Annotated in this window: 21 protein-coding genes and 2 tRNA genes; 19 read left to right on the top strand and 4 right to left on the bottom strand. The window is 69.6% G+C overall.

The features are described from left to right. The first annotated feature begins 1 nt into the window (after nucleotide 1). Nucleotides 2–451: an HD domain-containing protein gene (locus tag AB0F56_RS10535; protein ID WP_362006604.1), complete on the top strand. Its 450-nt coding sequence runs from the start codon at nucleotides 2–4 to the stop codon at nucleotides 449–451. Between the two features lie 186 nt (nucleotides 452–637). Continuing rightward, nucleotides 638–832, top strand: a complete 195-nt coding sequence (locus AB0F56_RS10530) for a hypothetical protein (RefSeq protein WP_362006602.1) — start codon at nucleotides 638–640, stop codon at nucleotides 830–832. A 160-nt stretch (nucleotides 833–992) separates the two neighbouring features. Here AB0F56_RS10530 and AB0F56_RS10525 read toward each other — a convergent pair whose 3' ends face one another. Together AB0F56_RS10525 and AB0F56_RS10520 are read right to left on the bottom strand one after the other, a co-directional pair. Further along, nucleotides 993–1,358: an amphi-Trp domain-containing protein gene (locus AB0F56_RS10525; protein WP_362006600.1), complete on the bottom strand. Its 366-nt coding sequence runs from the start codon at nucleotides 1,356–1,358 to the stop codon at nucleotides 993–995. Between the two features lie 126 nt (nucleotides 1,359–1,484). Further along, nucleotides 1,485–1,555 (bottom strand) — tRNA-Gly (locus AB0F56_RS10520). A gap of 131 nt (nucleotides 1,556–1,686) precedes the next feature. Here AB0F56_RS10520 and AB0F56_RS10515 point away from each other — a divergent pair. The 5 genes from AB0F56_RS10515 (at nucleotide 1,687) to clpX (ending at nucleotide 6,331) form a co-directional block, all read left to right on the top strand. Continuing rightward, a tRNA-Pro gene (locus AB0F56_RS10515) sits at nucleotides 1,687–1,763 on the top strand. A gap of 161 nt (nucleotides 1,764–1,924) precedes the next feature. Further along, the gene (tig, locus tag AB0F56_RS10510; protein WP_362006598.1) at nucleotides 1,925–3,310 is read left to right on the top strand and encodes a trigger factor; all 1,386 of its coding nucleotides are present in this window, start codon (nucleotides 1,925–1,927) and stop codon (nucleotides 3,308–3,310) included. A 240-nt stretch (nucleotides 3,311–3,550) separates the two neighbouring features. Further along, on the top strand, nucleotides 3,551–4,168 hold the full coding sequence (locus tag AB0F56_RS10505) for an ATP-dependent Clp protease proteolytic subunit (RefSeq protein ID WP_362006595.1): 618 nt from the start codon (nucleotides 3,551–3,553) through the stop codon (nucleotides 4,166–4,168). A 60-nt stretch (nucleotides 4,169–4,228) separates the two neighbouring features. Beyond that, a complete protein-coding gene (locus AB0F56_RS10500; protein ID WP_362006950.1) occupies nucleotides 4,229–4,891 on the top strand; it encodes an ATP-dependent Clp protease proteolytic subunit in 663 nt (220 codons plus the stop codon). 156 nt (nucleotides 4,892–5,047) lie between these two features. Further along, nucleotides 5,048–6,331, top strand: a complete 1,284-nt coding sequence (clpX, locus tag AB0F56_RS10495) for an ATP-dependent Clp protease ATP-binding subunit ClpX (RefSeq protein ID WP_137989313.1) — start codon at nucleotides 5,048–5,050, stop codon at nucleotides 6,329–6,331. Nucleotides 6,332–6,394: 63 nt separating this feature from the next. Here the strand turns inward: clpX and AB0F56_RS10490 are convergent, their stop codons facing one another. Then, nucleotides 6,395–7,348 (bottom strand): hypothetical protein, encoded by a 954-nt coding sequence (locus AB0F56_RS10490; RefSeq protein ID WP_362006592.1) that lies wholly within the window; start codon nucleotides 7,346–7,348, stop codon nucleotides 6,395–6,397. Between the two features lie 138 nt (nucleotides 7,349–7,486). On the opposite strand from AB0F56_RS10490, the gene AB0F56_RS10485 reads away from it, so the two are divergent. After that, the gene (locus tag AB0F56_RS10485; protein WP_362006589.1) at nucleotides 7,487–10,108 is read left to right on the top strand and encodes a valine--tRNA ligase; all 2,622 of its coding nucleotides are present in this window, start codon (nucleotides 7,487–7,489) and stop codon (nucleotides 10,106–10,108) included. A 212-nt stretch (nucleotides 10,109–10,320) separates the two neighbouring features. Further along, nucleotides 10,321–11,463, top strand: coding sequence for an ATP-binding protein (locus tag AB0F56_RS10480; RefSeq protein WP_362006588.1), 1,143 nt, complete (start codon nucleotides 10,321–10,323; stop codon nucleotides 11,461–11,463). A 22-nt stretch (nucleotides 11,464–11,485) separates the two neighbouring features. Here the strand turns inward: AB0F56_RS10480 and AB0F56_RS10475 are convergent, their stop codons facing one another. Further along, the gene (locus AB0F56_RS10475) at nucleotides 11,486–12,505 is read right to left on the bottom strand and encodes a rod shape-determining protein (RefSeq protein WP_362006585.1); all 1,020 of its coding nucleotides are present in this window, start codon (nucleotides 12,503–12,505) and stop codon (nucleotides 11,486–11,488) included. 100 nt (nucleotides 12,506–12,605) lie between these two features. Between AB0F56_RS10475 and AB0F56_RS10470 the strand changes: the two genes are divergently transcribed. The 10 genes from AB0F56_RS10470 to AB0F56_RS10425 all read left to right on the top strand — a co-directional run bounded on the left by AB0F56_RS10470 (nucleotide 12,606) and on the right by AB0F56_RS10425 (nucleotide 25,261). Then, nucleotides 12,606–14,114, top strand: a complete 1,509-nt coding sequence (locus AB0F56_RS10470; RefSeq protein ID WP_362006582.1) for a folylpolyglutamate synthase/dihydrofolate synthase family protein — start codon at nucleotides 12,606–12,608, stop codon at nucleotides 14,112–14,114. Nucleotides 14,115–14,119: 5 nt separating this feature from the next. Beyond that, nucleotides 14,120–14,488 (top strand): DUF4233 domain-containing protein, encoded by a 369-nt coding sequence (locus tag AB0F56_RS10465; protein ID WP_362006579.1) that lies wholly within the window; start codon nucleotides 14,120–14,122, stop codon nucleotides 14,486–14,488. Nucleotides 14,489–14,616: 128 nt separating this feature from the next. After that, the gene (gene ndk, locus AB0F56_RS10460) at nucleotides 14,617–15,030 is read left to right on the top strand and encodes a nucleoside-diphosphate kinase (RefSeq protein WP_362006577.1); all 414 of its coding nucleotides are present in this window, start codon (nucleotides 14,617–14,619) and stop codon (nucleotides 15,028–15,030) included. Between the two features lie 347 nt (nucleotides 15,031–15,377). Further along, the gene (locus AB0F56_RS10455) at nucleotides 15,378–16,397 is read left to right on the top strand and encodes a rod shape-determining protein (protein ID WP_260226282.1); all 1,020 of its coding nucleotides are present in this window, start codon (nucleotides 15,378–15,380) and stop codon (nucleotides 16,395–16,397) included. A gap of 147 nt (nucleotides 16,398–16,544) precedes the next feature. Further along, nucleotides 16,545–17,606, top strand: coding sequence for a rod shape-determining protein MreC (gene mreC / locus AB0F56_RS10450; RefSeq protein WP_362006573.1), 1,062 nt, complete (start codon nucleotides 16,545–16,547; stop codon nucleotides 17,604–17,606). Between the two features lie 3 nt (nucleotides 17,607–17,609). Then, entirely contained in the window at nucleotides 17,610–18,275 is a 666-nt protein-coding gene (gene mreD / locus AB0F56_RS10445; RefSeq protein WP_362006571.1) for a rod shape-determining protein MreD, read from the top strand. 19 nt (nucleotides 18,276–18,294) lie between these two features. Next, a complete protein-coding gene (gene mrdA, locus AB0F56_RS10440) occupies nucleotides 18,295–20,490 on the top strand; it encodes a penicillin-binding protein 2 (RefSeq protein ID WP_362006569.1) in 2,196 nt (731 codons plus the stop codon). Nucleotides 20,491–20,494: 4 nt separating this feature from the next. After that, nucleotides 20,495–21,694 (top strand): rod shape-determining protein RodA, encoded by a 1,200-nt coding sequence (gene rodA, locus AB0F56_RS10435; RefSeq protein WP_362006567.1) that lies wholly within the window; start codon nucleotides 20,495–20,497, stop codon nucleotides 21,692–21,694. 60 nt (nucleotides 21,695–21,754) lie between these two features. Then, nucleotides 21,755–23,275, top strand: a complete 1,521-nt coding sequence (locus tag AB0F56_RS10430) for a CYTH and CHAD domain-containing protein (RefSeq protein ID WP_362006564.1) — start codon at nucleotides 21,755–21,757, stop codon at nucleotides 23,273–23,275. A gap of 57 nt (nucleotides 23,276–23,332) precedes the next feature. Continuing rightward, nucleotides 23,333–25,261 carry a TIGR03960 family B12-binding radical SAM protein gene (locus AB0F56_RS10425; RefSeq protein ID WP_362006562.1) on the top strand — a complete coding sequence of 643 codons (1,929 nt, stop codon included), beginning with the start codon at nucleotides 23,333–23,335 and terminating at the stop codon, nucleotides 25,259–25,261. Nucleotides 25,262–25,443: the final 182 nt, after the last annotated feature.

Genomic DNA, 25,443 nt, shown 5'->3' with positions numbered 1-25,443 from the left:
CATGCCGCACCTCACCCTCGCCCAGGTCGAGTCCCTCGCCGTCGCCGCCCACGAGGGCCAGACCGACAAGGCGGGCCGTCCGTACGCCGAGCATCTGCGGGCGGTGGCCGAGGGGGTACGGGCCCGGGGCGGGAGCGAGGAGCAGATCGCGGCGGCCTGGCTGCACGACTCCGTCGAGGACGACGCCCTCTCCGCCGAGTGGCTGGATTCGGCCGAACTCCCGCGCGCGGTCAAGGACATGGTGCTCGCGCTCACCAAGCGGCCGGGCGAGGATCTCGCGTCGTACACCCGGCGGATCCTGGCGGTTCCCGGTGCCCTCCTGGTGAAGGAGGCCGACCTCGCGCACAACGCCGACCCGGCGCGCCTCGCGGCGCTCGACGAGCCGACCCGCACCCGGCTGACCGGCAAGTACGCCACCGTACGGGGACTGCTCGGGCTCTCCACCGACTGACCTGGGGCCGTACCCCGCGCGAAACGATCAAGACGAAAATCGCGCGGGTTGGCTCGATTCTTACGCCGACGATTCGTCACCCGGCGTCGGTGGGAAAGAAGTTGGTGGCACGATGGATGCAGCGGGGGTGCTCTGTGACGTGCGCTCCCGGGCGGCTAGGTGGGACCGACCGAGGGTGTGATCAGTATGGCCATTTCGCTATCCGTGGTGCTGCTGTTGGCGATCGTCCTGGTGGTGCTGATCCGCGGCGGGAGTCTGAAGGGCGGCCCGGCCGTCGTTGCCGTGCTCTTCGGCTTCTTCCTCGCCTCGACGGGCATGGCCGACGACATCCAGCGCTTCCTGGACTCGATAACGCAGACGGTGGGCTCCATCAAGTTCTGAGCCGCTCCCGAGACTCTTCCGAGTGCTTTGCCGAGCGCTCGGACCCGAGCCGCTCCCGGGACTCTCCTGAGTCTCTGCCGAGCTCTCGGACCCGAGCCGTTCCCGCGTCGCCTTCGAGTCGATCCCGGATCCAGGGGCCGCCACCCCGTTCAGGCCTTGCTCAGGCCTTCTTCGCCGCCGCCCGCTTCGTCCTCGTGCTCCCGCCGGCGCCGCTCCGCGTGCGCTTGGCGGGCGCCGCCTTCTTCGCGGGCTTCTCCGCGCCGGGCGCGGCCGCGGCGGGGGCCTTGGCCTTCGCGGGGGTCCCCGTGGGCCACTTGAACTCGATCTCCAGCTCGATCTCCCCGTCGCTGACCTCGAACTCCACCTCGCTGCGGACGTTGTCGGGGATGCGCAGACTCAGCGTCCCGGAGCCGAACCGCATCTCCGCCTCGCCGCCCTCGCGCAGCGCGTCCGCGAGCGCGGACAGCTGATCCGCCGCCTCGATCCGGGACAGCGCGCGCTTCTCCTCGAACTTCAGATCCTTCACGGCTGCCTCCGATGCGGCAGGAACAAGAGGACGAACAGGTCAATGCCCATCCTGCGGCCGCACCACGGAAAACGCCTCGGGGCCGGGCCGGAGGAGTGATCTCCGGCCCGGCCCCGAGGCCGGAAGAGCGGGCGACGGGAATCGAACCCGCGTAGCTAGTTTGGAAGACTAGGGCTCTACCATTGAGCTACGCCCGCAAAGGATGCGCCGCAGGTCACGAGGGCCGCGGCACGGACAGCATCGTAGCGGGTCCCGGGCGGTCCCCGCACGCCCCATAAAGAGGGGGCGTCGCACTGTCTCCGTGCATGTACCCTACGTGTCGCACCGACGGGGTGTGGCGCAGCTTGGTAGCGCGTCCGCTTTGGGAGCGGAAGGCCGTGGGTTCAAATCCCGCCACCCCGACCACCGAGATCAGGCATCGCAAGATCGCGTTGTGGGCCTCATCCCGCTTGCGGTTACTATGCAAGCTGCGTGCCCGTGTGTCTCTCTGACCGGGCCGATCGGCCGGAACCGCCACCAAGCGGCACCGGCAGATTCCAAGAATCAGCCACCAAGGAGACCGAACCGTGAAGAGCGCCGTGGAGACCCTGAACCCGACCCGGGTTCGGCTCACTGTCGAGGTGCCCTTCGAGGAGCTCAAGGACAGCCTCGACGCGGCGTACAAGAAGATCAACCAGCAGGTCACGGTCAAGGGCTTCCGTAAGGGCAAGATCCCGGCTCGTGTCATCGACCAGCGGTTCGGCCGTGGTGCGGTGCTGGAGGAGGCCGTCAACGACGCCCTCCCGAAGTTCTACACCGAGGCCGTCAACGAGGCCGAGGTCAACCCGCTGGGTCAGCCCGAGGTCGACATCACGGAGCTGAAGGACGGCGAGCTGCTGGCCTTCACCGCCGAGGTCGACATCCGCCCGACGATCGAGATCCCGGACTACTCCGGCATCGAGGTCACCGTCGACGCGGTCGAGGTCACCGACGAGGACGTCGAGAAGTCCGTGCAGCAGCTGCGCGAGCGCTTCGCCTCCACCAACCCGGTCGAGCGCGCCGCCGCCGACGGTGACGTCGTCACCATCGACCTCGAGGCCAAGGTCGACGGCGAGGTCCTCCCGGACGGCGTCGCCCAGGGCGTCTCGTACACCATCGGTTCCGGCGAGCTCCTCGACGGCATCGACGAGGCCGTCACCGGCCTGGAGGCCGGCGGCGAGGCCACCTTCACCTCGCAGCTGAAGGGCGGCTCCGCCGAGGGCAAGGACGCGGAGGTCTCCGTCAAGGTCACCGCCGTTGCCGCCCGTGAGCTCCCCGAGCTCGACGACGACTTCGCGCAGCTCGCGTCGGAGTTCGACACCCTCGACGAGCTCAAGGCCGACAGCCGCAAGCGCCTCGAGAACATGAAGCAGTTCGACCAGGCCACCCAGGCCCAGGAGCGCGTCCTCGACGAGCTCCTGAAGCTGGCGGACGTCCCGATGCCCGAGAAGCTGCTCGAGGACGAGATCAACACCCGCAAGCACAACCTGGAGCACCACCAGCTCGGCCAGATGGGCCTCGACCTCGCGAAGTACCTGGAGATCCAGGGCAAGACCGAGGAAGAGTTCCTGGCGGAGACCAAGGAGCAGGCCGAGAAGGGCATCAAGACGCAGTTCATCCTCGATGAGCTCGTCAACAAGGAGAAGCTGAACGTCAGCCAGGAGGAGCTCACCGAGCACCTCATGCGCCGCGCCGCCTCCTCCGGCATGTCCCCCGACCAGTTCGCCCAGGCCGTCGTCGAGGGTGGCCAGGTGCCGATGCTCGTCGGCGAGGTCGCCCGCGGCAAGGCCCTCGCGGTCGTCGTCGAGGCCGCCAAGGTCGTCGACACCAACGGTGAGACCGTCGACCTCGAGGACGACGAGGACGAGGCCGAGAACGCCGCCGAGACGGTCGAGGCCGTCACCGGTGAGGCCGAGGTCGCCGAGGAGAAGTAAGAGGCCCTCCGCCTCGCACTGAACCGCTGGTCCACGGGCCCGGACGCACTGCTGTGCGCCGGGCCCGTGCCCGTATTCAGGCCCCCTGGAGCCTTCGGTAACCTTGCGCTCCCAGCGAACAGTTCGGGAACCGGGATGGCGTTGTCCTACCTGCGCGTTAGGGTCCATGAATACGAGGGCACTGCCCTCTGAACGAGACGCTGAGACGGCCGGAGCCGTCGGAGACGAGCAGGTGGATACGTGACGAATCTGAAGCCTTACGCCGCGGGTGAGCCGTCCATCGGTGGTGGCCTCGGCGACCATGTCTACAACCGGCTGCTCGGCGAGCGGATCATCTTCCTCGGCCAGCAGGTCGACGACGAGATCGCCAACAAGATCACCGCGCAGATGCTCCTCCTGGCAGCCGACCCGGAGAAGGACATCTACCTCTACATCAACAGCCCCGGTGGCTCGGTGACGGCCGGCATGGCCATCTACGACACCATGCAGTACATCCCGAACGACGTCGTCACCATCGGTATGGGCATGGCGGCCTCCATGGGTCAGTTCCTGCTCACCGGCGGCGCCGCCGGCAAGCGCTTCGCGCTGCCGAACACGGACGTCCTGATGCACCAGGGTTCCGCCGGCATCGGCGGCACGGCCTCGGACATCAAGATCCAGGCCGAGTACCTCCTGCGTACGAAGAAGCGCATGGCCGAGATCACGGCCCACCACTCGGGTCAGACCGTCGAGGCGATCATTCGCGACGGTGACCGCGACCGCTGGTTCACGGCGGACGAGGCCAAGAGCTACGGCCTCATCGACGACATCATCACGCACGCCGCGGGCGTTCCCGGCGGCGGCGGCACGGGCGCCTGAGCCCGGCAGTCCGCTGAAGACCACAGCCCACCGAACGCCACCAGGACGGTGAACAACCAGATGCAGAACAACCTCTCCGCGAGCGGCCTCTACACGGGCGCGCCGATGGACAACCGCTACGTGGTCCCGCGCTTCGTCGAGCGCACCTCGCAGGGCATCCGCGAGTACGACCCGTACGCGAAGCTCTTCGAGGAGCGCGTGATCTTCCTCGGCGTGCAGATCGACGACGCCTCCGCCAACGACGTCATGGCGCAGCTGCTGTGCCTGGAGTCGATGGACCCGGACCGCGACATCTCGATCTACATCAACAGCCCGGGCGGCTCCTTCACCGCCCTCACGGCCATCTACGACACGATGCAGTTCGTGAAGCCGGACATCCAGACGGTCTGCATGGGCCAGGCGGCCTCCGCCGCGGCCGTGCTGCTCGCCGCCGGTACGCCCGGCAAGCGGATGGCCCTGCCGAACGCCCGCGTGCTGATCCACCAGCCGTCCGGCGGCACCGGCCGTGAGCAGCTCTCCGACCTGGAGATCGCGGCCAACGAGATCCTGCGCATGCGCACCCAGCTGGAGGAGATGCTGGCCAAGCACTCGTCCACGCCGATCGAGAAGATCCGCGACGACATCGAGCGCGACAAGATCCTGACCGCCGAGGACGCCCTCGCGTACGGCCTGGTCGACCAGATCGTCTCGACCCGCAAGAGCACGGCCGCCGCGGCAGCCTGACGCTCGACCTTCCCCTGGCACGGTCCGCGTGGCCGAATCACGACCATGTGAACCGTGCCAAGGGGGGCCCGAACGGGGGGCCCGGCAAGGTACCGTCGAATATGAGGCACCAGGAGTCGCTGAACCAAGCGCTCCCAGGCGAAGGGGAAGCACCTCGTGGCACGCATCGGTGATGGCGGCGATCTGCTCAAGTGCTCGTTCTGCGGAAAGAGCCAGAAGCAGGTGAAGAAGCTCATCGCGGGACCCGGTGTGTACATCTGCGATGAGTGCATCGACCTCTGCAACGAGATCATCGAGGAAGAACTCGCGGAGACGAGCGAGGTGCGCTGGGAAGAGCTTCCCAAGCCCCGCGAGATCTACGAGTTCCTCGAGGGGTACGTGGTCGGCCAGGAGCCGGCCAAGAAGGCCCTCTCGGTCGCGGTGTACAACCACTACAAGCGCGTCCAGGCCGGCGAGAACGGCGGCGGCGCGGGCCGTGACGACGCCATCGAGCTGGCGAAGTCCAACATCCTGCTGCTGGGCCCCACGGGCTCCGGCAAGACGCTGCTGGCCCAGACGCTGGCGCGCATGCTCAACGTCCCGTTCGCCATCGCCGACGCGACGGCGCTGACGGAGGCCGGCTATGTCGGCGAGGACGTCGAGAACATCCTGCTCAAGTTGATCCAGGCGGCGGACTACGACGTCAAGAAGGCCGAGACCGGGATCATCTACATCGACGAGATCGACAAGGTCGCCCGCAAGAGCGAAAACCCGTCGATCACGCGCGACGTCTCGGGCGAGGGCGTGCAGCAGGCCCTGCTCAAGATCCTGGAAGGCACGACGGCCTCGGTTCCGCCGCAGGGCGGTCGGAAGCACCCGCACCAGGAGTTCATCCAGATCGACACGACGAACGTGCTCTTCATCGTGGGCGGCGCCTTCGCCGGCCTGGAGAAGATCATCGAGTCGCGTGCGGGCGCCAAGGGCATCGGCTTCGGGGCGACGATCCGCTCGAAGCGGGAGATCGAGGCGAGCGACCAGTTCCAGGAGGTCATGCCGGAGGACCTGGTGAAGTTCGGGATGATCCCGGAGTTCATCGGCCGCCTCCCGGTCATCACCTCGGTCCACAACCTGGACCGCGAGGCCCTGCTCAAGATCCTGGTCGAGCCGCGCAACGCGCTGGTGAAGCAGTACCAGCGCCTCTTCGAACTCGACGGCGTGGAGCTGGACTTCGACCGCCCGGCCCTGGAGGCCATCGCCGACCAGGCGATCCTGCGCGGCACGGGCGCGCGTGGCCTGCGGGCCATCATGGAAGAGGTCCTGATGTCGGTGATGTACGAGGTCCCGTCCCGCAAGGACGTGGCCCGCGTGGTCATCACGGCCGACGTCGTCCACAACAACGTGAACCCGACGCTGGTCCCCCGCATCGTGAAGAACGACGGGCGGCACGAGAAGTCGGCCTGAGCACCACGAACACGAAGAGGGGCGCCCCCACCGGGGGCGCCCCTCTCCGTGTGCGGCGTCGGGTCAGAGCTTGACGCGGACTTCCTTGCGGAGGTTGGCGGTGATCGCCGCCGCCTGCTCGGGCGCGGTGCCCTTGCCGCTCAGCATCGAGGCCATGTCCATGGGGAGCACGAAACCGAGCGTGCTGTGGTCACCCCACACGCACACCGACATCGTGAACTCCGTCGGACCCGCACCCGCGTCGGCACCGGCCTTCGGCTTGCTCTTGATCTGCTGGCACTTCAGGACCGCGCCGTCGAACCCCTCGGGGGTGTACGGCTTGGGCTCACCGAGCAGTTCCGCCTCGGCGTCCTTGTCCTTCTCGGACTCGGCCTTGATGGTGGCGGAGACGCCGTCCACGACGGCCTCGGGGTCGGCGATCTCGCCGTAGACACCGCCGAACTCGATCAGCTTCCCCGCCAGCGGGTTCGAGGTGTCCTTCACCTCGTAGCCGGCTTCGACCTGCTTCGCGTTCTTCACGCCGTTCTTCTCGGCGTCCTTCAGGAAGTCGTCGTCCGAGCCACCGACGCCGGCCTCCTCCTCCTTCGACTTCTTGTACTCGGTGAGCACCGTCTCCGGAGTGATCAGCTTGTGCGGGCCGTCGTTCGCGACCGATGAGCCGCCACCGCCCTGGGTGAAGAACCAGGCGCCGCCCGCGATCAGTGCGAGGGCCACGACCGACGCGCCGATGATCAGCCCCGTCTTCGACTTCTTCACGGCCGGCGGGGGCGGCGGGTAGCCGCCGGGGCCCTGGGGGGCGCCGTAGGGGGGCTGCTGGCCGCACTGGGGCTGCTGCTGCGGGTAGCCGTACGGGGGCTGCTGCGGCGGTACGCCCTGAGGAGCCTGCTGGGGGTAGCCGTAGCCGGGCTGCGGCTGCTGGTCGTACGGACCCGGCTGCTGACCGTAGGGGCCCGGCTGGCCGTACGGCCCGGGCTGCTGCGGCTGACCGCCGTACGGACCCGGCTGGTTGTAGCTCATGGACAGGTTCCCCTCACAGGATGTTTATGCGTAGCGAACATCCTGTCGGAAGCCGTGCCCCACATGGGCGGCGGGGGGCACACCGTTACGGAACAAACGCGTTTCGGGACAGCCCTGCGACACCCCTAAACTGACCCCGTGACCGAGAACACTCAGCAGCAGCCAGCAGCCAACCCCGAACTGCCGACCCAGTACGCGCCGGCCGAAGTAGAGGGGAAGCTGTACGAGCGCTGGGTAGAGCGCGGTTACTTCGAGGCCGACGCGAACAGCGAGAAGCCTCCGTACACCATCGTCATCCCGCCGCCGAACGTCACCGGCTCGCTGCACCTGGGCCACGCCTTCGAGCACACGCTGATCGACGCCCTCACCCGCCGCAAGCGGATGCAGGGCTACGAGACGCTGTGGCAGCCCGGCATGGACCACGCGGGCATCGCCACCCAGAACGTCGTCGAGCGCGAGCTCGCCAAGGAGGGCAAGTCCCGCCACGACCTGGGCCGCGAGGCGTTCGTCGAGCGCGTCTGGCAGTGGAAGGCCGAGTCCGGCGGTCAGATCTCCGGCCAGATGAAGCGACTCGGGGACGGCGTCGCCTGGTCCCGTGAGCGGTTCACCATGGACGAGGGGCTCTCCCAGTCCGTCCAGACCATCTTCAAGAAGCTCTACGACGACGAGCTGATCTACCGCGCCGAGCGCATCATCAACTGGTGCCCGCGCTGTCTGACGGCCATCTCCGACATCGAGGTCGAGTACCAGGACGACGACGGCGAGCTCGTCTCCATCCGGTACGGGGACGGCGACGCCTCCATCGTCGTCGCCACCACCCGCGCCGAGACGATGCTCGGCGACACCGCCGTCGCCGTCCACCCCGAGGACGAGCGGTACAAGCACCTGGTCGGCACGGAGATCGAGCTGCCGCTGACCGGCCGCCGGATCCCGGTCGTCGCCGACGAGCACGTCGACCCCGAGTTCGGCACCGGCGCCGTCAAGGTCACGCCCGCCCACGACCCGAACGACTTCGAGATCGGCCAGCGCCACGGCCTGCCGAACCTCGCCGTCATGGACGAGCGCGCGGTCATCACGGCCCACGGCCCCTTCCAGGGTCTGGACCGACTGGAAGCCCGCTCCGCCATCGTCGCCGCGCTGCGCGCCGAGGGCCGGATCGTCGCCGAGAAGCGTCCGTACGTCCACTCCGTCGGCCACTGCTCGCGCTGCAAGACCACCATCGAGCCGCGCCTGTCCATGCAGTGGTGGGTCAAGGTCGGCCCGCTCGCCCAGGCCGCCGGTGACGCGGTCCGCGACGGCAAGGTCAAGATCCACCCGCAGGAGATGGAGAAGCGGTACTTCGACTGGGTCGACAACCTCCACGACTGGTGCATCTCGCGCCAGCTGTGGTGGGGCCACCGCATCCCCGTCTGGTACGGCCCGAACGGCGAGATCGTCTGCGTCGGACCCGACGAGCAGCCGCCGACCGGCGAGGGCTGGCACCAGGACACCGACGTCCTGGACACCTGGTTCTCCTCCGGCCTGTGGCCGTTCTCCACGCTCGGCTGGCCGGAGCGGACCGACGACCTCGCGAAGTTCTACCCGAACTCCGTCCTCGTCACCGGCTACGACATCCTCTTCTTCTGGGTCGCCCGGATGATGATGTTCGGCCTGTACGCGATGGACGGCACCCCGCCGTTCCACACCATCGCTCTCCACGGCATGGTCCGCGACCAGTTCGGCAAGAAGATGTCGAAGTCCTTCGGCAACGCGGTCAACCCGCTGGACTGGATGGACGAGTACGGCTCCGACGCCGTCCGCTTCACCCTGGCCAACGGTGCCAACCCGGGCGTCGACGTCCCGATCGGCGAGGACTGGGTCAAGGCCTCCCGGAACTTCGCCAACAAGATCTGGAACGCCACCCGCTTCGCGCTGATGAACGGTGCGACGGTCGAGGGCCCGCTGCCCGACCCGTCGGAGATGTCCGCGACGGACCGCTGGATCCTCTCGCGGCTCAACAAGACGGTCGCCGAGGTCGACGCGTTCTACGACGACTACCAGTTCGCGAAGCTCGCCGACGCGCTCTACCACTTCGCGTGGGACGAGGTCTTCGACTGGTACGTCGAGCTGTCGAAGACCACGTTCTTCGCCGGCGGCAAGGGCGCCACGGTCTCCGGCCGGGTCCTCGGCGAGGTCCTGGACGTCATGCTGCGACTGCTCCACCCGATCGTCCCGTTCGTCACCGAGACGCTCTGGACCACGCTCACCGGCAAGGAGTCCGTCGTCATCGCCGACTGGCCCACCGACTCCGGCTTCCGCGACGACGCGGCGGAGAAGGAGATCGAGCTGGTCCAGCAGGTCGTCACCGAGGTCCGCCGGTTCCGCTCGGACCAGGGTCTGCAGCCCGGCCAGAAGGTCCCGGCCCGTCTGGACGTGACCGGCACCGCCCTCGCCCCGCACGAGGCCGCCATCCGTCAGCTGCTGCGCCTCCAGCCGGAGGGCGAGGGCTTCTCGGCCACCGCCTCCCTGCCCGTCGCCGGGGCCACGGTCGCGCTCGACCTGTCCGGCACGATCGACGTGGCGGCCGAGCGTAAGCGGCTCGCGAAGGACCTGGCCGCCGCCGAGAAGGAGAAGGCGCAGGCCAACGGGAAGCTCGGCAACGAGGCGTTCCTTGCGAAGGCGCCGGACAACGTCGTGGACAAGATCCGTACGCGGCTCGCCAAGGCGGACGAGGACATCGCCCGTATCCAGGCGCAGCTGGAGCGGCTGCCGCAGGCGTAGGCAGGCCTAAGCAGGCGTACAGCCTCAGACGGCGCGGGAGGGCCCGGAACCGATCGGTTCCGGGCCCTCCTCCCGTTTCAGGAGCCCACGCCCGCCGTCTCGGCGTTGCGGAGGCGGGTCTTTAACGACGTATTGACCGGAGTGCCCGATCTCACACGAGAAGTGACTTAGGTCCGGGGTGGCGGGTCGAAAGACCCTGGATGATGGAGGGCATGTCCCGACTGCCCGCCTTCCCCGCGCTGCGCCGCCGCGTGGACCGGTGGGCGGGTTCGCCGCGTGCGCTGGACGTCGTGACGGCGGTGAGCGCCTTCGCCCTGATGTCCCTCGACGTGCCGGGCCTGGCCCGCGCCGACAACTCTCTGACCGGCGCCACCGCCTCCCTGGTCCTGGCGGCCGGGGCCGCGACGCTCGTCCTGCGGCGGCGGCTGCCCTGGGTGCCGTACCTGGTGGCGCTCGCCCTGATGGGCTGGCTGCACGAGCTGACGATGATTCAGTTCGCGCTGTACTCCCTCGGCCGGTTCCGGGGGCGCGCGGTCGGCGTCGTCGCGACCGTGCTCTACGTGGCCGTGGCGTACGGCCTCTTCCTCATGCCCGGCTGGCCGGCCCGGCACGGCGAGACCCTCAGCGACTTCCTCAGCCTCGTCGTGCCGATCGGCGTGCTCGCGGCCGGCGTCGGCATCGGCGCGAACCGTCAGGACCTGGTGCGCGCCCTGGAGTCCCAGCGAGCGGAGGCGGCGGCCCGGCAGGCCGTCCAGGAGGAGCGGATCTCGGTCGGGCGGGACGTCCACGACCTGGTGGGACGCGAGCTGACCGTGCTCGCCGTACGGGCCGAGGTGCTCGCCGTACGGGCCAGGGGCGCGACGCACCACACGGACTTCGAGGAGCTCGCGGACACCGCCCGGCGGGCCCACCACATGCTGAACGAGACCCTCGTGCGGCGGGCCGACGGGGGAGCGGCGACACCCGGTCTCGAAGGGCTCGCCGCGCTCGCGGACGAGAGCGAGCGGATGGGCGGCCCGGTCGACCTCGAAGTCGCCGAGGAGGCCAAGGCGCTCTCGCCGCTGCGGCAGGCGGCCGTCCACCGTGTCGTCCAGGAGTGCCTGACGAACGCGGCCAAGCACGCGCCCGGGCTGCCGGTGACGGTCACGATCGAGGTGGCCGGCCGCGACCTGCGCGTCGAGGTCCGCAACCCGCTCCCCGAGACCCCGCCGGACCGCGCCCCGGTCTCCACGGGCACCGGCCTGTTCTCCATGGAGGAGCGGGTCACGAGCATGGGCGGCAGCCTGTCGGCGGGCCCGGACGGCGACACGTACACGGTGACGGCGCTGCTGCCGACGGGATTCGACCGGACATAGTCCCCGGCGCTGGCGCAGGGCGTCAGCGCGCCCGCTCCGCCCGCCCCAGCACCCGGTGCAGGCTGTCGAAGTCCTCCACGCAGCGGCCCGAGCCCAGGACCACGCAGTCCAGCGGGTCGTCCGCGACGAAGACCGGGATGCCCGTCGCCGAGGCCATCCGCAGGTCCAGGCCCGGCAGCAGCGCGCCGCCGCCCGTGAGGACGATGCCGTGCTCCATCACGTCGCCCGAGAGCTCCGGAGGGCACTCCTCCAGCGTCGCCCGCACCGCCGCGATGATCGCCTCCACCGGCTCGTCCAGGGCCGCCCGCACCTCCGCCACCGTCAGTTCCAGGGTCCTCGGCAGCCCGCTGACCTTCTCCCGGCCCCGTACCGTGAACGTCGCCCGCTCCCGCTCCTCCTCGCCCGGCACCGGCCACGCCGAGCCGATCGCCACCTTCACGTCCTCCGCCGTGCGTTCGCCGATCAGCAGCGAGTGCTCCTTGCGTACGAAGTCGGTGATCGCCGCGTCCAGCCGGTCGCCGCCCACCCGCAGCGACCGCGCCGTGACGATGCCGCCGAGCGAGATCACCGCCACCTCCGTGGTACCGCCGCCGATGTCCACGACCATCGAGCCGCGCGGGGACGAGACCGGCAGCCCCGCACCGATCGCCGCCGCCATCGGCTCCTCGATGAGATGGACCGCGCGGGCGCCCGCCGAGCGCGAGGCGTGCACGATCGCCCGCCGCTCGACCGGCGTCACCCCGCTCGGCACGCAGACCACCATCCGGGTCCGTGGCCTGCGCCCCTTCACCGCCTTGCGGACGAAGTGCCGGATCATTTCCTCGGCGGCCTCGTAGTCGCTGATCACCCCGTCCCGCAGCGGCCGGATCGCCGTGATCGAACCGGGCGTCCGGCCGATCGTCTCCTTCGCCTCCGTGCCGACCGCGAGCGCGGAGCGCGATCCCTCCTGGACCGCCACCACCGACGGTTCGTTGAGCACGATGCCCTGGCCGCGGGCGTAGAGGAGGGTGTTCGCGGTGCCGAGGTCGATGCCTATGTCCATGATCGCCAAGTTTGCCCGGCCGCTTCCGCGGACGGTGGGCCGAAAGTCCCGAAAGGGGTGGGTCCATGGTCCTGTCGGTGCCGCTCCGTAGACTGGGCCCGTGAGTGAGCCCCGCGACCAGTCCGGCGAGTCCGACCCGTTCGACGACATCGTCGCCTCCGAGACCGACAGAGACCCCGACCTGGCGGTGATCGAGGCCGGCAGCCGTACGCTGCGCGCGCAGTCCGGCCCGCCCCAGGGCGACCCGGTGCCCGCCCGGCCCGCCGACCCGGAGGTGGACAAGGCACTCCGCGAGGTCGAGACCGAGCTGTCGACCCGCTGGGGCGAGACCAAGCTCGAGCCCTCGGTGACCCGTATCGCGGCGCTCATGGACGTCCTGGGCGAGCCCCAGCGCGCGTACCCCTCCATCCACATCACCGGGACGAACGGCAAGACGTCCACGGCCCGGATGATCGAGGCCCTGCTCGCCGCCTTCGAGCTGCGCACCGGCCGGTACACCTCGCCGCACGTGCAGACGATCACCGAGCGCATCAGCCTGGACGGCGCCCCGATCTCCGCCGAGCGGTTCATCGAGACCTACCAGGACATCAAGCCGTACATCGAGCTGGTCGACTCCCGCGAGGAGTACCGCCTCTCCTTCTTCGAGGTCGTCACCGGCATGGCGTACGCGGCCTTCGCCGACGCCCCGGTGGACGTGGCGGTCGTCGAGGTCGGCATGGGCGGCACCTGGGACGCGACGAACGTGATCGACGCGCAGGTCGCCGTCGTCACCCCGATCGACCTGGACCACACCGACCGCCTCGGCGGGACGCCCGGCGAGATCGCGGTCGAGAAGTCCGGGATCATCAAGCAGGGCGCGACGGTCGTCCTCGCCCAGCAGCCGGTGGACGCGGCGCAGGTCATGCTGAAGAAGGCCGTCGAGGTCGACGCGACGGTGGCCCGCGAGGGCATGGAGTTCGGCATCGTCTCGCGCGAGGTCGCGGTCGGCGGCCAGTTGCTCACCCTGCGAGGGCTCGGCGGCGAGTACGAAGAGGTCTTCCTGCCGCTGCACGGCGCGCACCAGGCGCACAACGCGTCGGTCGCCCTCGCGGCGGTCGAGGCCTTCTTCGGGATCGGCGCGGAGCACGCCCGCACGCTGGACATCGACACCATCCGGCGCGCGTTCGGCTCGGTGGCCTCGCCGGGCCGCCTGGAGGTCGTCCGCAAGTCCCCGACGGTCATCCTGGACGCGGCGCACAACCCGCACGGCGCGCGGGCCACGGCCGACGGCATCAGCGAGTCGTTCGGCTTCTCCCGGCTCATCGGCGTGGTCTCCACCAGCGCCGACAAGGACGCCAAGGGGCTGCTCGAAGCCTTCGAGCCGATCTTCGCCGAGGTCGTGGTGACGGCGAACTCCAACCCGCGCGCCACGGACGTCGACGCGCTCGCGGCGATCGCCGTGGAGGTCTTCGGCGAGGACCGCGTGGTCGTCGAGCCGCGTCTGGACGACGCGATCGAGGCGGCGATCACCCTCGCGGAGGAAGAGGGCGAGTTCAGCGGCGCGGGTGTGCTCGTGACCGGTTCGATCTTCACGGTCGGGGACGCCCGGCTGCTGCTGGGAAGGCGCTGAATCCGATGCGTACGCTCTGTGCCTCGACGCTGATCGGCGAGTTCTTCGTGATCGGCTTCGCCGGGCTCGTCGCCATGAAGGACGACAGCCTGTCGATGGCCACGGTCTGGTGGGTCTGCGGCGTCGCGATGCTGCTGTCGGTGCTGCTCTGCGGGATGATCACCCGCCCGGGCGGCGTCCAGATGGGCTGGGCGCTGCAGATCGCCCTGATCGCGAGCGGCTTCTTCGTCCCGGTGATGTTCTTCCTCGGCGTCGCCTTCGCCGCCCTGTGGTGGGCCTCCTGCCACTACGGCGCGAAGATCGACGAGGTCAAGGCCCGCTGGGCCGCCCAGGCGGAGGCGGCGGAGGCCGGCGCGACGCCGGACACTCCCTAGACCCCGCGGAGCCGAGTCGGGCCCGCCCTGGACGTGGGCTGGGGTGGGCCTGACGCTGCGTAATCGGCGGGGGATCCGGCCCTGTAGCCTCTGAGTCCCGCACACCGGATTCGTAAGGAGCCCCCACCGTGAGCCAGCGCACGCTCGTCCTGCTCAAGCCCGACGCCGTCCGCCGTGGCCTGATCGGCGAGATCATCGGTCGTATCGAGCGCAAGGCCGGCTGGACCATCTCCGCGCTCGAACTGCGCGAGCTGAGCCAGGAGACGCTGGAGCAGCACTACGGCGAGCACAAGGGCAAGCCCTTCTACGAGCCGCTGATGGGCTTCATGCAGTCCGGCCCCGTCGTCGCCCTGGTCGTCGACGGTGAGCGCGTCATCGAGGGCCTGCGCACCCTGGCAGGACCGACCGACCCGATCGCCGCCGCCCCCGGCTCCATCCGTGGCGACTTCGGCACCATCGTCCGCGAGAACCTGATCCACGCCTCGGACTCCGAGGAGTCCGCCGCCAGGGAACTGAAGATCTTTTTCCCCGGCCTGGTCTGAGCCGACGGCGGAGAGGCCGAGTGGACCGGCCGACAGGGCCGACCGGGTACATCCCGTTCTGACCCGAAGTCAGCCATCCACCGCAACGAACCTGGGGCGACCGAAGGAATTTCGGTCGCCCCCGGGCATATGAACGACAGGACCGGGAACGCATCGCACCGTCCTGTCGTCACCTGTACAGAGGTGGACCACCGCGCGGTATCCGTGGGGGCGGCACTACGATGGAAAACTCCACGCCGTAGCACCCGAACACCCACCCACTTCGCACCACCTCGCCTACCTGAGAAGCCGTCAACGCTCCGATTGGGAAGGCCCGACGCATCCTCATGGGAAACAAGGGGAACTCAATGTCGTTCATCGGCCGTGACATGGCTGTCGACCTCGGGACCGCCAACACGCTGGTGTACGTCAGGGGTCGCGGCATCGTTCTGAACGAGCCGTCCGTCGTCGCGATCAACACCAACACCGGCGGCATCCTGGCGGTCGGCGCCGAGGCGAAGAAGATGATCGGCCGGACACCCGGCAACATCGTCGCCGTCCGGCCCCTGAAGGACGGCGTGATCGCCGACTTCGAGATCACCGAGCGCATGCTCCGCTACTTCATCCTCAAGATCCACAAGCGCCGCTACCTGGCTCGCCCCCGGGTCGTCGTCTGCGTGCCCTCCGGCATCACCGGAGTGGAGCGCCGCGCCGTCATCGAGGCCTCGACGCAGGCCGGCGCCCGTCAGGTGCACATCATCGAGGAGCCCATGGCCGCCGCCATCGGCTCGGGCCTGCCGGTCCACGAGGCCACGGGCAACATGGTCGTCGACATCGGCGGCGGCACCACCGAGGTCGCCGTGATCTCGCTCGGCGGAATCGTCACGGCACAGTCGATCCGGGTGGCCGGCGACGAGCTCGACAACGCGATCATCCAGCACATCAAGAAGGAGTACTCGCTCCTCCTCGGTGAGCGCACCGCCGAGCAGATCAAGATCACCATCGGCTCGGCCTACGACCTCGACAAGGACGAGCACACCGAGATCCGCGGCCGTGACCTCGTCTCCGGTCTGCCCAAGACCGTGGTCATCTCGGCCGCCGAGGTCCGCAAGGCCATCGAGGAGCCGGTCAACGCCATCGTCGACGCCGTGAAGACGACGCTCGACAAGTGCCCGCCCGAGCTCTCCGGTGACGTGATGGACCGCGGCATCGTTCTCACGGGTGGCGGCGCCCTGCTGCGCGGCCTGGACGAGCGGCTCCGCCGCGAGACCGGGATGCCGATCCACATCGCCGAGGATCCGCTCGACTCCGTGGCGCTGGGCTCCGGCAAGTGCGTGGAGGAGTTCGAGGCGCTCCAGCAGGTCCTGGACTCCCAGCCCCGCCGATAACGAATGAGCGGCTTTCGGCCAGCGATCGGCCGCACGGGTGGCAAGACCTCCCGTACGGCCGATCGTTGATATAGCGACACAAACCGGCACCAATCGCACGAACCGCACGAAGCAACCGAACCACGAGGAAAGGCACGGCCGCCGCACGTGAGGGACACACGAGAGAGCCGGCTGCTCCTGGTGCTGCTGATCGCCATCGCGTTCGCACTGATCACGGTGGACATCCGCGGCGGCGAGGAGTCACCCGTCGACGGCGCCCGCCAGGCGGCCGCGGCGGTCTTCGGACCGGTGGAGAACGGTGTCGCGGCGGCCGTCGATCCCATCGGCAACGCCATAGGGGCGGTACGCGACTCCGGCGAGCGGCACGACCGGCTCGCCGCCCTGGAGCGCGAGAACGCCGCTCTCAAGGCCAAGCTCGGCAGCGACGACCGCAACCGCAGCCGGCTGCGCGAACTCGACACGCTGCTCAAGACGGCCGGCGCCGGGCAGTACGGCATCAAGGGCGCCGAGGTCATCGGGATAGGAGCGGCCCAGGGCTTCTCCTGGACCGTCACCATCGACGCCGGGGCCAACGACGGCATCGAGCGGGACATGACCGTGCTCAACGGCTCGGGTCTCGTCGGCCGCGTCACCACCATCGGCCCCTCCACCTCGACGGTGCTCCTCGCCAGCGACCCCGACTTCACCGTCGGCACCCGCATGGAGAACTCGGACGAACTCGGCTTCGCCACCGGCCAGGGCAACGGACCTCTCCTGGTCCAGCTCCTCAACGGCAAGGCGAAGGTGAAGAACGGCGACCGGCTCGTCACCTTCGGCTCGCAGGCGAACAAGCCCTTCGTGCCCGGCGTCCCGGTCGGCGAGGTCGTCCGCGTCGACCCGCTGGGCGGCGGTCTCACGCGCAACATCTACGTCCGCCCGTACGTCAGCTTCTCCAAGCTCGACATCGTCGGCGTCGTCGTCCAGGCCCCGCGCACCAACCCGCGCGACACGGTCCTGCCGCCCAAGCCGAAGCCCGCGCCGACCGTCACCGTCACGGTCACCCCGAAGCCCCCGGCGGGCGAGCAGCAGCCGCAGGGCCAGGTCGAGGGTCAGGTACAGGGCGGCGAGCAGCCGCAGGGGGAGCAGCAGCCGGGTCAGCAGCCGGGCCAACAGCAACCGCCGGGGCAGATGCCCGAGAACGAGCAGCAGAACGATCAGCAGGGGGACTGAGGCATGAAGTTCAACCGGATCCTGCTCTCCACCACGCTCGTCGTCGTCGCCCTGGTCATCCAGGTCTCCGTCCTCGCGCGCCTCCAGCTCCCCGGCGCCGTACCCGATCTCGTCCTGCTGACCGTCCTCGGTCTCGCGCTCGTGTACGGCCCCGTCAGCGGCTCCCTCATCGGCTTCGGGGCCGGCCTCCTCGCCGACCTCGCCCCGCCCGCCGACCACGCCGCCGGCCGCTACGCGCTGGTCCTCTGCGTCATCGGCTACCTCGCCGGACTGGCCCGCCCCGACAACGGCAAGCTCAAGTCCGCCAGCGGCCCGATGGCCGTGGTCGTCGCCGCGTCGATCGGCTCCACCCTGCTCTACGCGGGGGTCGGCGCCCTCGTCGGTGACACCGCCGCCCGCCATGTCGGCCTCGGCTTCCTGCTGTTCACCGCGGCCCTCTACGACCTCCTCCTCGCGCCCTTCACCGTGCCGCTGATCATGGCGCTCGCCCGGCGCGCGGAGAACGACCCGCTCACCGCCGACAGCTCCGGCGGGACGGACGTCGCCTCCGGCTGGCTCAGCTCGGGCACCGGCCTGCAGATCGGCAACCAGCGCGGCGGCCTGCGCGTCAAGGCGGCCCGTACGAGAGCGGCACGCGCCGGACGCATCAAGGGAGTCAAGCGACTGTGAGCGAGGGGGCACCGGCAGTATGAGCAACATCCCGGAGACCGGGCGGACCCCCAGGGTCCAGGTCCGGCTCGTCATCATCCAGATCCTCGTCTTCTCCCTCCTCCTCACCCTCGGCGGACGCCTCTGGTACCTCCAGATCCGCAACGGCAAGGAGTACGCCGAAGAGGCGAAGAGCAACAACATCCAGCGCGTCGTCCAGCCCGCCGTCCGCGGCGCGATCCTCGACGCCCGGGGCGTCCCGCTCGCCGACAACGAGACCCGGCTCGTGGTCTCCGCGTCCCGCACGGACCTGATGAAGATGAAGGACGACGGCAAGGCCGTCCTCACCCGCCTCGCGGGCGTCCTCGGCATGAAGCCCAAGGACGTCATGGACAAGGTCCGGCTCTGCGACTCGCAGACCCCGAAGCCCTGCTGGAACGGTTCCCCCTACCAGCCGATCCCGATCACCGACGAGGCCACCACGCAGCAGGCCCTGCGGATCCGGGAGAGCACCGAGGACTTCCCCGGCATCAGCGCCGAACTCACCGCCGTACGCCGCTACACGGCACCCGGCAAGGCCAAGACCGCGCAGGTGCTCGGCTATCTCTCGCCGGTGACCGACGAGGAGATCCAGAAGGCCAAGGACTCCGAGTCGCCGTACCTCCGCTCCGACCAGATCGGCCGCTCCGGTATCGAACGCACCTACGACAAGGAGCTGCGCGGCAAGGCGGGCGTCACGTCGTACGAGGTGGACAAGGTCGGCCGGGTCATGGGCCAGACCCAGTCCGATCCCGGTGTGCCCGGCTCCACCCTCGTCACCAGCATCGACGCCCGCGTCCAGTCCGTCGCCGAGTACGAGCTCGCCCAGGCGATGAAGACGGTCCGCGGCGAGACCGACAAGATCACCGGCCGGAAGTACGAGGCCGACGCCGGTGCCGTCGTCGTGATGGAGTCCAAGACGGGCCGCGTCGTCGCGATGGCGTCCCAGCCCGACTACGACCCGAACGCCTGGGTCGGTGGCATCTCCGGCAAGGACTACGCGCGGCTCACCAGCAAGGACTCCAACTACCCGCTGCTCAACCGGGCCATCCAGGGGCAGGCGCCGGCCGGCTCCGTCTTCAAGGTCGTGTCGGCGAGCGCGGCAGTACGGGCCGGCTACGACTTCGACGACAAGTACCTCTGCAGCAGCTCCTACAGCATGGGCAACCGGAGCTTCGCGAACTTCGAGTCCCAGGGACACGGCCCCATCACCCTCGGCGACGCCCTCAAGTACTCCTGCAACACGGTCTTCTACCGTCTCGGCCACCAGGAGTGGAACCGCGACGGCGGCCTCAAGCCCAAGAAGGACGCCCACGACTGGTTCTACCGGACCGCACGTGACTTCGGCTTCGGCTCCGAGACCGGCATCGACGTGCCGAACGAGGTCACAGGCCGTATCCCGGACCGCCAGTGGAAGCAGAAGTTCTGGGAGGCCAACAAGGACGCCTGGTGCAAGCAGGGCAAGAAGGGGGGCAGCTACGTCGAGCAGATCGCCTACGAGAGCTGCCTCGAGGGCAACCAGCTGAAGGCCTACGACAGCATCAACTTCTCCATCGGTCAGGGCGACGTCCTCATCACGCCCGTCCAGCTGGCCACCGCCTACGCCGCCATCAGCAACGGCGGCACCCTCTTCAACCCCACCATCGGCAAGGCCGTGATCAGCCCCGACGGCAAGAGCGTCGAGGAGATCAAGCCCGAGGCCCACGGCAAGCTGCCGGTCAACGCCCAGACGATCAAGGACCTCGACAAGGGGCTCCGCTCGGTCGTCGAGCCCGGCGGCACCGCCGCCTGGCGCTTCGGCGGCTGGCCGCAGGACAAGATCCCGATGCGCGCCAAGACGGGTACCGCCCAGGTCTACGGCAAGCAGACGACCTCCTGGTTCGCCACGTACACCGACGACTTCACGATCGTCATGACGATCTCCCAGGGTGGTACGGGCTCCGGCGCCTCCGGCCCCGCCGTGCGCAACATCTACGACGCGCTCTACGGCCTCGACGACGCCGGCAACCAGGACCTCAAGCGCGCCCTCCTGCCCAAGCCGCAGTCGGCGCTGCCGAAGGTCCAGGCCGACGGCTCGATCGACGCGCCGGACATCAAGGCGTACGACCCGAAGTCGCAGCTCGTCGACCCGGAGAAGCAGAAGGACGGACAACAGCCGCTCGCGGGGCCGCCGCCGCACGCCAGGACTGGGGACTGAACCGATGACCGCACCCCACGGCTTCTCCGTCTCCCGGTACGCCCCCGAGCGCGGCACCTTCGCGAAGCTCGCCGCCCGCGACTCGGTGGTGCGCCGGCTCGACTGGCCGATGCTGCTCTCCGCGCTCGCGCTCTCCTTCATCGGCGCGCTGCTCGTCTGGTCCGCCACCCGCGGCCGCACCGAGCTCAACGGCGGCGACCCGTACGCCTTCCTGTTCCGGCACTCGCTGAACACCGGCATCGGGTTCGCCCTGATGGTCGGCACGGTCTGGCTCGGCCACCGCACCCTGCGCACCGCGGTCCCGATCCTCTACGGCATCTCGATCGTGCTGATCCTCGCCGTCCTCACCCCGCTCGGCGCGACCATCAACGGCGCGCACGCGTGGATCGTGATCGGCGGCGGCTTCTCGCTCCAGCCCAGCGAGTTCGTGAAGATCACGATCATCCTGGGCATGGCGATGCTGCTCGCCGCCAAGGTCGACGCGGGCGACCAGATCCACCCGGACCACAAGACCGTCGCCAAGTCGCTGCTGCTGGCCGCGCTGCCGATGGCCATCGTCATGCTGATGCCGGACCTCGGCTCGGTGATGGTCATGGCGGTGATCGTGCTCGGTGTGCTCCTCGCCTCCGGCGCCTCCAACCGCTGGGTCCTCGGCCTCATCGGCGCCGGTGTCGCGGGCGCGGTCGCCGTCACCGCGCTCGGCCTGCTCGACGAGTACCAGATCAACCGCTTCGCCGCCTTCGCCAACCCCGAACTCGACCCGGCGGGCGTCGGCTACAACACCAACCAGGCGCGCATCGCGATCGGCTCCGGAGGCCTGTACGGCGCGGGGCTCTTCAACGGCCACCAGACCAGCGGCCAGTTCGTGCCCGAGCAGCAGACCGACTTCATCTTCAGCGTCGCCGGCGAGGAGCTCGGCTTCCTCGGCGGCGGACTGATCATCGTGCTGCTCGGCGTGATCCTCTGGCGGGCCTGCCGGATCGCCCGGGAGACCACCGAGCTCTACGGCACGATCGTCGCGGCCGGCATCATCGCCTGGTTCGCCTTCCAGTCCTTCGAGAACATCGGCATGGCGCTCGGCATCATGCCGGTGGCGGGTCTGCCGCTGCCCTTCGTGTCGTACGGCGGCTCGTCGATGTTCGCGGTGTGGGTGGCGATCGGACTGCTCCAGTCGATCAAGGTGCAGCGGCCGATAACGGCCTGAGTGGTGCGATCCCTGCGCGACGGCCTCCCCTTCGGTTCACTTCCCGTCTAGATTCGATTCATGGCGGAGACGAAGCGCGAGATCGAGCGGAAGTACGAAGCCACGGCCCGGACGGAGCTGCCGGACCTGACACGGGCGCCCGGCGTCGCCTCGGTCGAGGACCGGGGCGTCGCCGAACTCGACGCCGTCTACTACGACACCCCGGACCTGCGGCTCGCCGCGGACTCGCTGACCCTGCGCCGCCGCACGGGCGGCGGGGACGCGGGCTGGCACCTCAAGTTCCCGGTCGCGTCCGGGATCCGCGACGAGATCAGGGCCCCGCTCTCCGAGTCCCTCCCCAAGGCCCTGGCGGGCCTGGTCCGCTCCCGCACGCGCGCCGAGTCCGTCGTCCCGGTCGTCCGCCTGCGCTCCTCGCGCCAGGTCCACCACCTGGTGGACGACACCGGCGCCCTCCTCGCCGAACTCTCGGTCGACACGGTCCACGCGAACCGCCTCCCGGAGGGCCCGGACACCTCCTGGACGGAGATCGAGGTCGAACTCGCGGACGACGCGGAACCCGGAATCCTGGACGCGGTCGACAGGCGCCTGAGGAAGGCGGGCATCCGCCCGTCGTCGTCCGCGTCGAAACTGGCGAGGGCGCTGGAGGAGACGGCCGACCAGGCGCCTGAGGCGGACGAGTCGCCGGTGGCGGACGACGACACCGCCGGTGGCCGTGTCCTCGCGTACGTACGGGAGCAGGTGGACGCGATCGTCGCGCTCGACCCCGCCGTGCGCCGCGACCTGCCCGACTCCGTGCACCAGATGCGCGTCGCCTGCCGACGCCTCCGCAGCGCCTTCAAGAGCTACCGCAAGGTCCTGGACCGCACCGCCACCGACCCGATCGGCGACGAGCTCAAGTGGCTCGCCGGCGAACTCGGCTTCGCCCGCGACCAGGAGGTCCTGCACGCCCGCCTCCGCGCCCGCATCGACGAGCTCCCCCGCACCCTCGCCCTCGGCCCCGTCCGCGCCCGCCTGCGGATCTGGAACAACGCCCACAGCGGTGGCGCCCGCCGCAAGGCCCTCGCCGCCCTCGACTCGGCCCGCCACCTCGCGCTGCTCGACGCCCTCGACGCGCTCCTCGCGGACCCGCCGCTCCGCAAGGATGCCCAGGACGCCCCGGAGCCGGTCCTCGCCCGCGCCGTCCTCAAGGACTACGACCGCCTCGCCACCCGCGTCGATCACGCCCTCGCCCACCACACCGGCCACGACCGCGACCTCGCGATGCACGACGCCCGCAAGGCCGCCAAGCGCGCCCGCTACGCCGCCGAGGCCGCCAGGCCCAGCCTCGGCAAGGCCGCCAAGCGCTTCGCCAAACGAGTGAAGGCCGTCCAGTCCCTCCTCGGCGACCACCAGGACAGCGTGGTCGCCCGCGAGGCCCTGCGCGACCTCGGCATCCAGGCCCACGCGGCCGGCGAGTCCGCGTTCACCTGGGGACTCCTGCACGGCCAGGAGGAGGCGGCCGGTGCCGCGGGCGAACGCGAGTTCCCCGAGGTCTGGGCCAAGGCCTCGGCCCCAGAGCTGCGGGAACCGCTCACCCACTGAGCACCGGGTACGCTTGAGAGTCGCCCTCGCCCCCTGCCAGCCCCACGAAGGTTCGAGATGTCTGCTGCCGAGTCTGTCTTCCCGCAGCTCGAAGCCCTGCTCCCGCACGTGCAGAAGCCGATTCAGTACGTCGGTGGAGAGCTGAACTCCACGGTCAAGCCGTGGGAGTCCGCCGACGTCCGCTGGGCGCTGATGTACCCGGACGCGTACGAGGTCGGCCTGCCCAACCAGGGCGTCATGATCCTCTACGAGGTACTGAACGAGCGCGAGGGCGTCCTGGCCGAGCGCACGTACAGCGTGTGGCCGGACCTCGAAGAGCTGATGCGGGAGCACGGCGTCCCGCAGTTCACCGTCGACAGCCACCGCCCGGTCGGCGCGTTCGACGTCTTCGGCCTGAGCTTCTCCACCGAGCTCGGCTACACCAACATGCTCACGGCCCTCGACCTGGCGGGCATCCCGCTGGAGTCCAAGGACCGCACCGTCGACCACCCGATCGTGCTCGCCGGCGGCCACGCCGCGTTCAACCCCGAGCCGATCGCGGAGTTCATCGACGCGGCGATCATCGGCGACGGCGAGCAGGCCGTCCTCGACATGACCGAGATCATCCGCGCCTGGAAGGCCGAGGGCCGCCCGGGCGGGCGCGAGGAGGTCCTCCTCCGGCTCGCCAAGACCGGCTCGGTCTACATCCCGGGCTTCTACGACGTCGAGTACCTCCCGGACGGCCGCATCGCCCGCGTGGTCCCGAACCGCTCGGGCGTGCCGTGGCGCGTGTCGAAGCACACGGTCATGGACCTCGACGAGTGGCCGTACCCGAAGCAGCCGCTGGTCCCGCTCGCCGAGACGGTCCACGAGCGGATGTCGGTGGAGATCTTCCGCGGCTGCACCCGCGGCTGCCGTTTCTGCCAGGCCGGCATGATCACGCGCCCCGTGCGGGAGCGAAGCATCACCGGCATCGGCGAGATGGTCGAGAAGGGCCTCAAGGCGACGGGCTTCGAGGAGGTCGGCCTCCTCTCGCTCTCCTCCGCGGACCACACCGAGATCGGTGACATCGCCAAGGGCCTCGCGGACCGCTACACCGACGACAAGATCGGCCTCTCGCTCCCCTCCACCCGCGTGGACGCGTTCAACGTCGACCTGGCGAACGAGCTGACCCGCAACGGCCGCCGTTCCGGTCTGACCTTCGCCCCCGAGGGCGGCTCCGAGCGCATGCGCAAGGTCATCAACAAGATGGTCTCGGAGGAGGACCTGATCCGTACGGTCGCCACGGCCTACGGCAACGGCTGGCGCCAGGTGAAGCTGTACTTCATGTGCGGCCTGCCGACCGAGACCGACGAGGACGTCCTCCAGATCGGTGACATGGCGGTCAACGTGATCGCCAAGGGCCGCGAGGTCTCCGGCCAGAACGACATCCGCTGCACGGTCTCCATCGGCGGCTTCGTCCCGAAGCCCCACACCCCGTTCCAGTGGGCCCCGCAGCTCTCGGCCGAGGAGACGGACGCGCGCCTGCAGAAGCTCCGGGACAAGATCCGCGGCGACAAGAAGTACGGCCGCTCCATCGGCTTCCGCTACCACGACGGCAAGCCCGGCATCGTCGAGGGCCTGCTCTCGCGCGGCGACCGCCGGATCGGCGCCGTCATCCGCGCCGTCTACGAGGACGGCGGCCGCTTCGACGGCTGGCGCGAGCACTTCTCGTACGACCGCTGGATGGCGTGCGCGGACAAGACGCTCCCCGAGATGGGCGTCGACGTCGACTGGTACACCACCCGCGAGCGCACCTACGAAGAGGTCCTCCCCTGGGACCACCTGGACTCCGGCCTGGACAAGGACTGGCTCTGGGAGGACTGGCAGGACGCCCTCGACGAGACCGAGGTCGACGACTGCCGCTGGACCCCGTGCTTCGACTGCGGCGTCTGTCCGCAGATGGACACGCAGATCCAGATCGGCCCCACGGGCAAGAAGCTGCTGCCGCTGACGGTCGTCAAGTAGCCGCGCGACACTCCGACGACGGCCCGGCGCGAGGGGAGACCCCGCGCCGGGCCGTCGCCGTGCCGCACCCCGGGTGACCGAGCCTGGGGAACCGGTGGTGGGCTCTACGCGTACTCTGGGTAGTACAACAACCGTCTCCGGCGCGGCGCCCACACCCGAGATCTCCTCGCGAAAGCGGGGGT

It is taken from the genome of Streptomyces sp. NPDC026092 (genome assembly GCF_040638605.1).
Taxonomy (GTDB): domain Bacteria; phylum Actinomycetota; class Actinomycetes; order Streptomycetales; family Streptomycetaceae; genus Streptomyces.
Note: the sequence above shows the minus strand (reverse complement) of the source record. Positions and strands in the feature narration are given on the sequence as shown.

What these genes read in the sequence shown, in the direction of transcription:
- AB0F56_RS10475 (WP_362006585.1), bottom strand. Translation starts at nt 12,505, where the DNA reads ATGGACATAGGCATCGACCTCGGCACCGCGAACACCCTCCTCTACGCC.
- AB0F56_RS10530 (WP_362006602.1), top strand. Translation starts at nt 638, where the DNA reads ATGGCCATTTCGCTATCCGTGGTGCTGCTGTTGGCGATCGTCCTGGTG.
- AB0F56_RS10535 (WP_362006604.1), top strand. Translation starts at nt 2, where the DNA reads ATGCCGCACCTCACCCTCGCCCAGGTCGAGTCCCTCGCCGTCGCCGCC.
- AB0F56_RS10490 (WP_362006592.1), bottom strand. Translation starts at nt 7,348, where the DNA reads ATGAGCTACAACCAGCCGGGTCCGTACGGCGGTCAGCCGCAGCAGCCC.
- AB0F56_RS10500 (WP_362006950.1), top strand. Translation starts at nt 4,229, where the DNA reads ATGCAGAACAACCTCTCCGCGAGCGGCCTCTACACGGGCGCGCCGATG.
- rodA (WP_362006567.1), top strand. Translation starts at nt 20,495, where the DNA reads ATGACCGCACCCCACGGCTTCTCCGTCTCCCGGTACGCCCCCGAGCGC.
- AB0F56_RS10480 (WP_362006588.1), top strand. Translation starts at nt 10,321, where the DNA reads ATGTCCCGACTGCCCGCCTTCCCCGCGCTGCGCCGCCGCGTGGACCGG.
- mrdA (WP_362006569.1), top strand. Translation starts at nt 18,295, where the DNA reads ATGAGCAACATCCCGGAGACCGGGCGGACCCCCAGGGTCCAGGTCCGG.
- AB0F56_RS10425 (WP_362006562.1), top strand. Translation starts at nt 23,333, where the DNA reads ATGTCTGCTGCCGAGTCTGTCTTCCCGCAGCTCGAAGCCCTGCTCCCG.
- AB0F56_RS10465 (WP_362006579.1), top strand. Translation starts at nt 14,120, where the DNA reads ATGCGTACGCTCTGTGCCTCGACGCTGATCGGCGAGTTCTTCGTGATC.
- AB0F56_RS10455 (WP_260226282.1), top strand. Translation starts at nt 15,378, where the DNA reads ATGTCGTTCATCGGCCGTGACATGGCTGTCGACCTCGGGACCGCCAAC.
- mreD (WP_362006571.1), top strand. Translation starts at nt 17,610, where the DNA reads ATGAAGTTCAACCGGATCCTGCTCTCCACCACGCTCGTCGTCGTCGCC.
- AB0F56_RS10430 (WP_362006564.1), top strand. Translation starts at nt 21,755, where the DNA reads ATGGCGGAGACGAAGCGCGAGATCGAGCGGAAGTACGAAGCCACGGCC.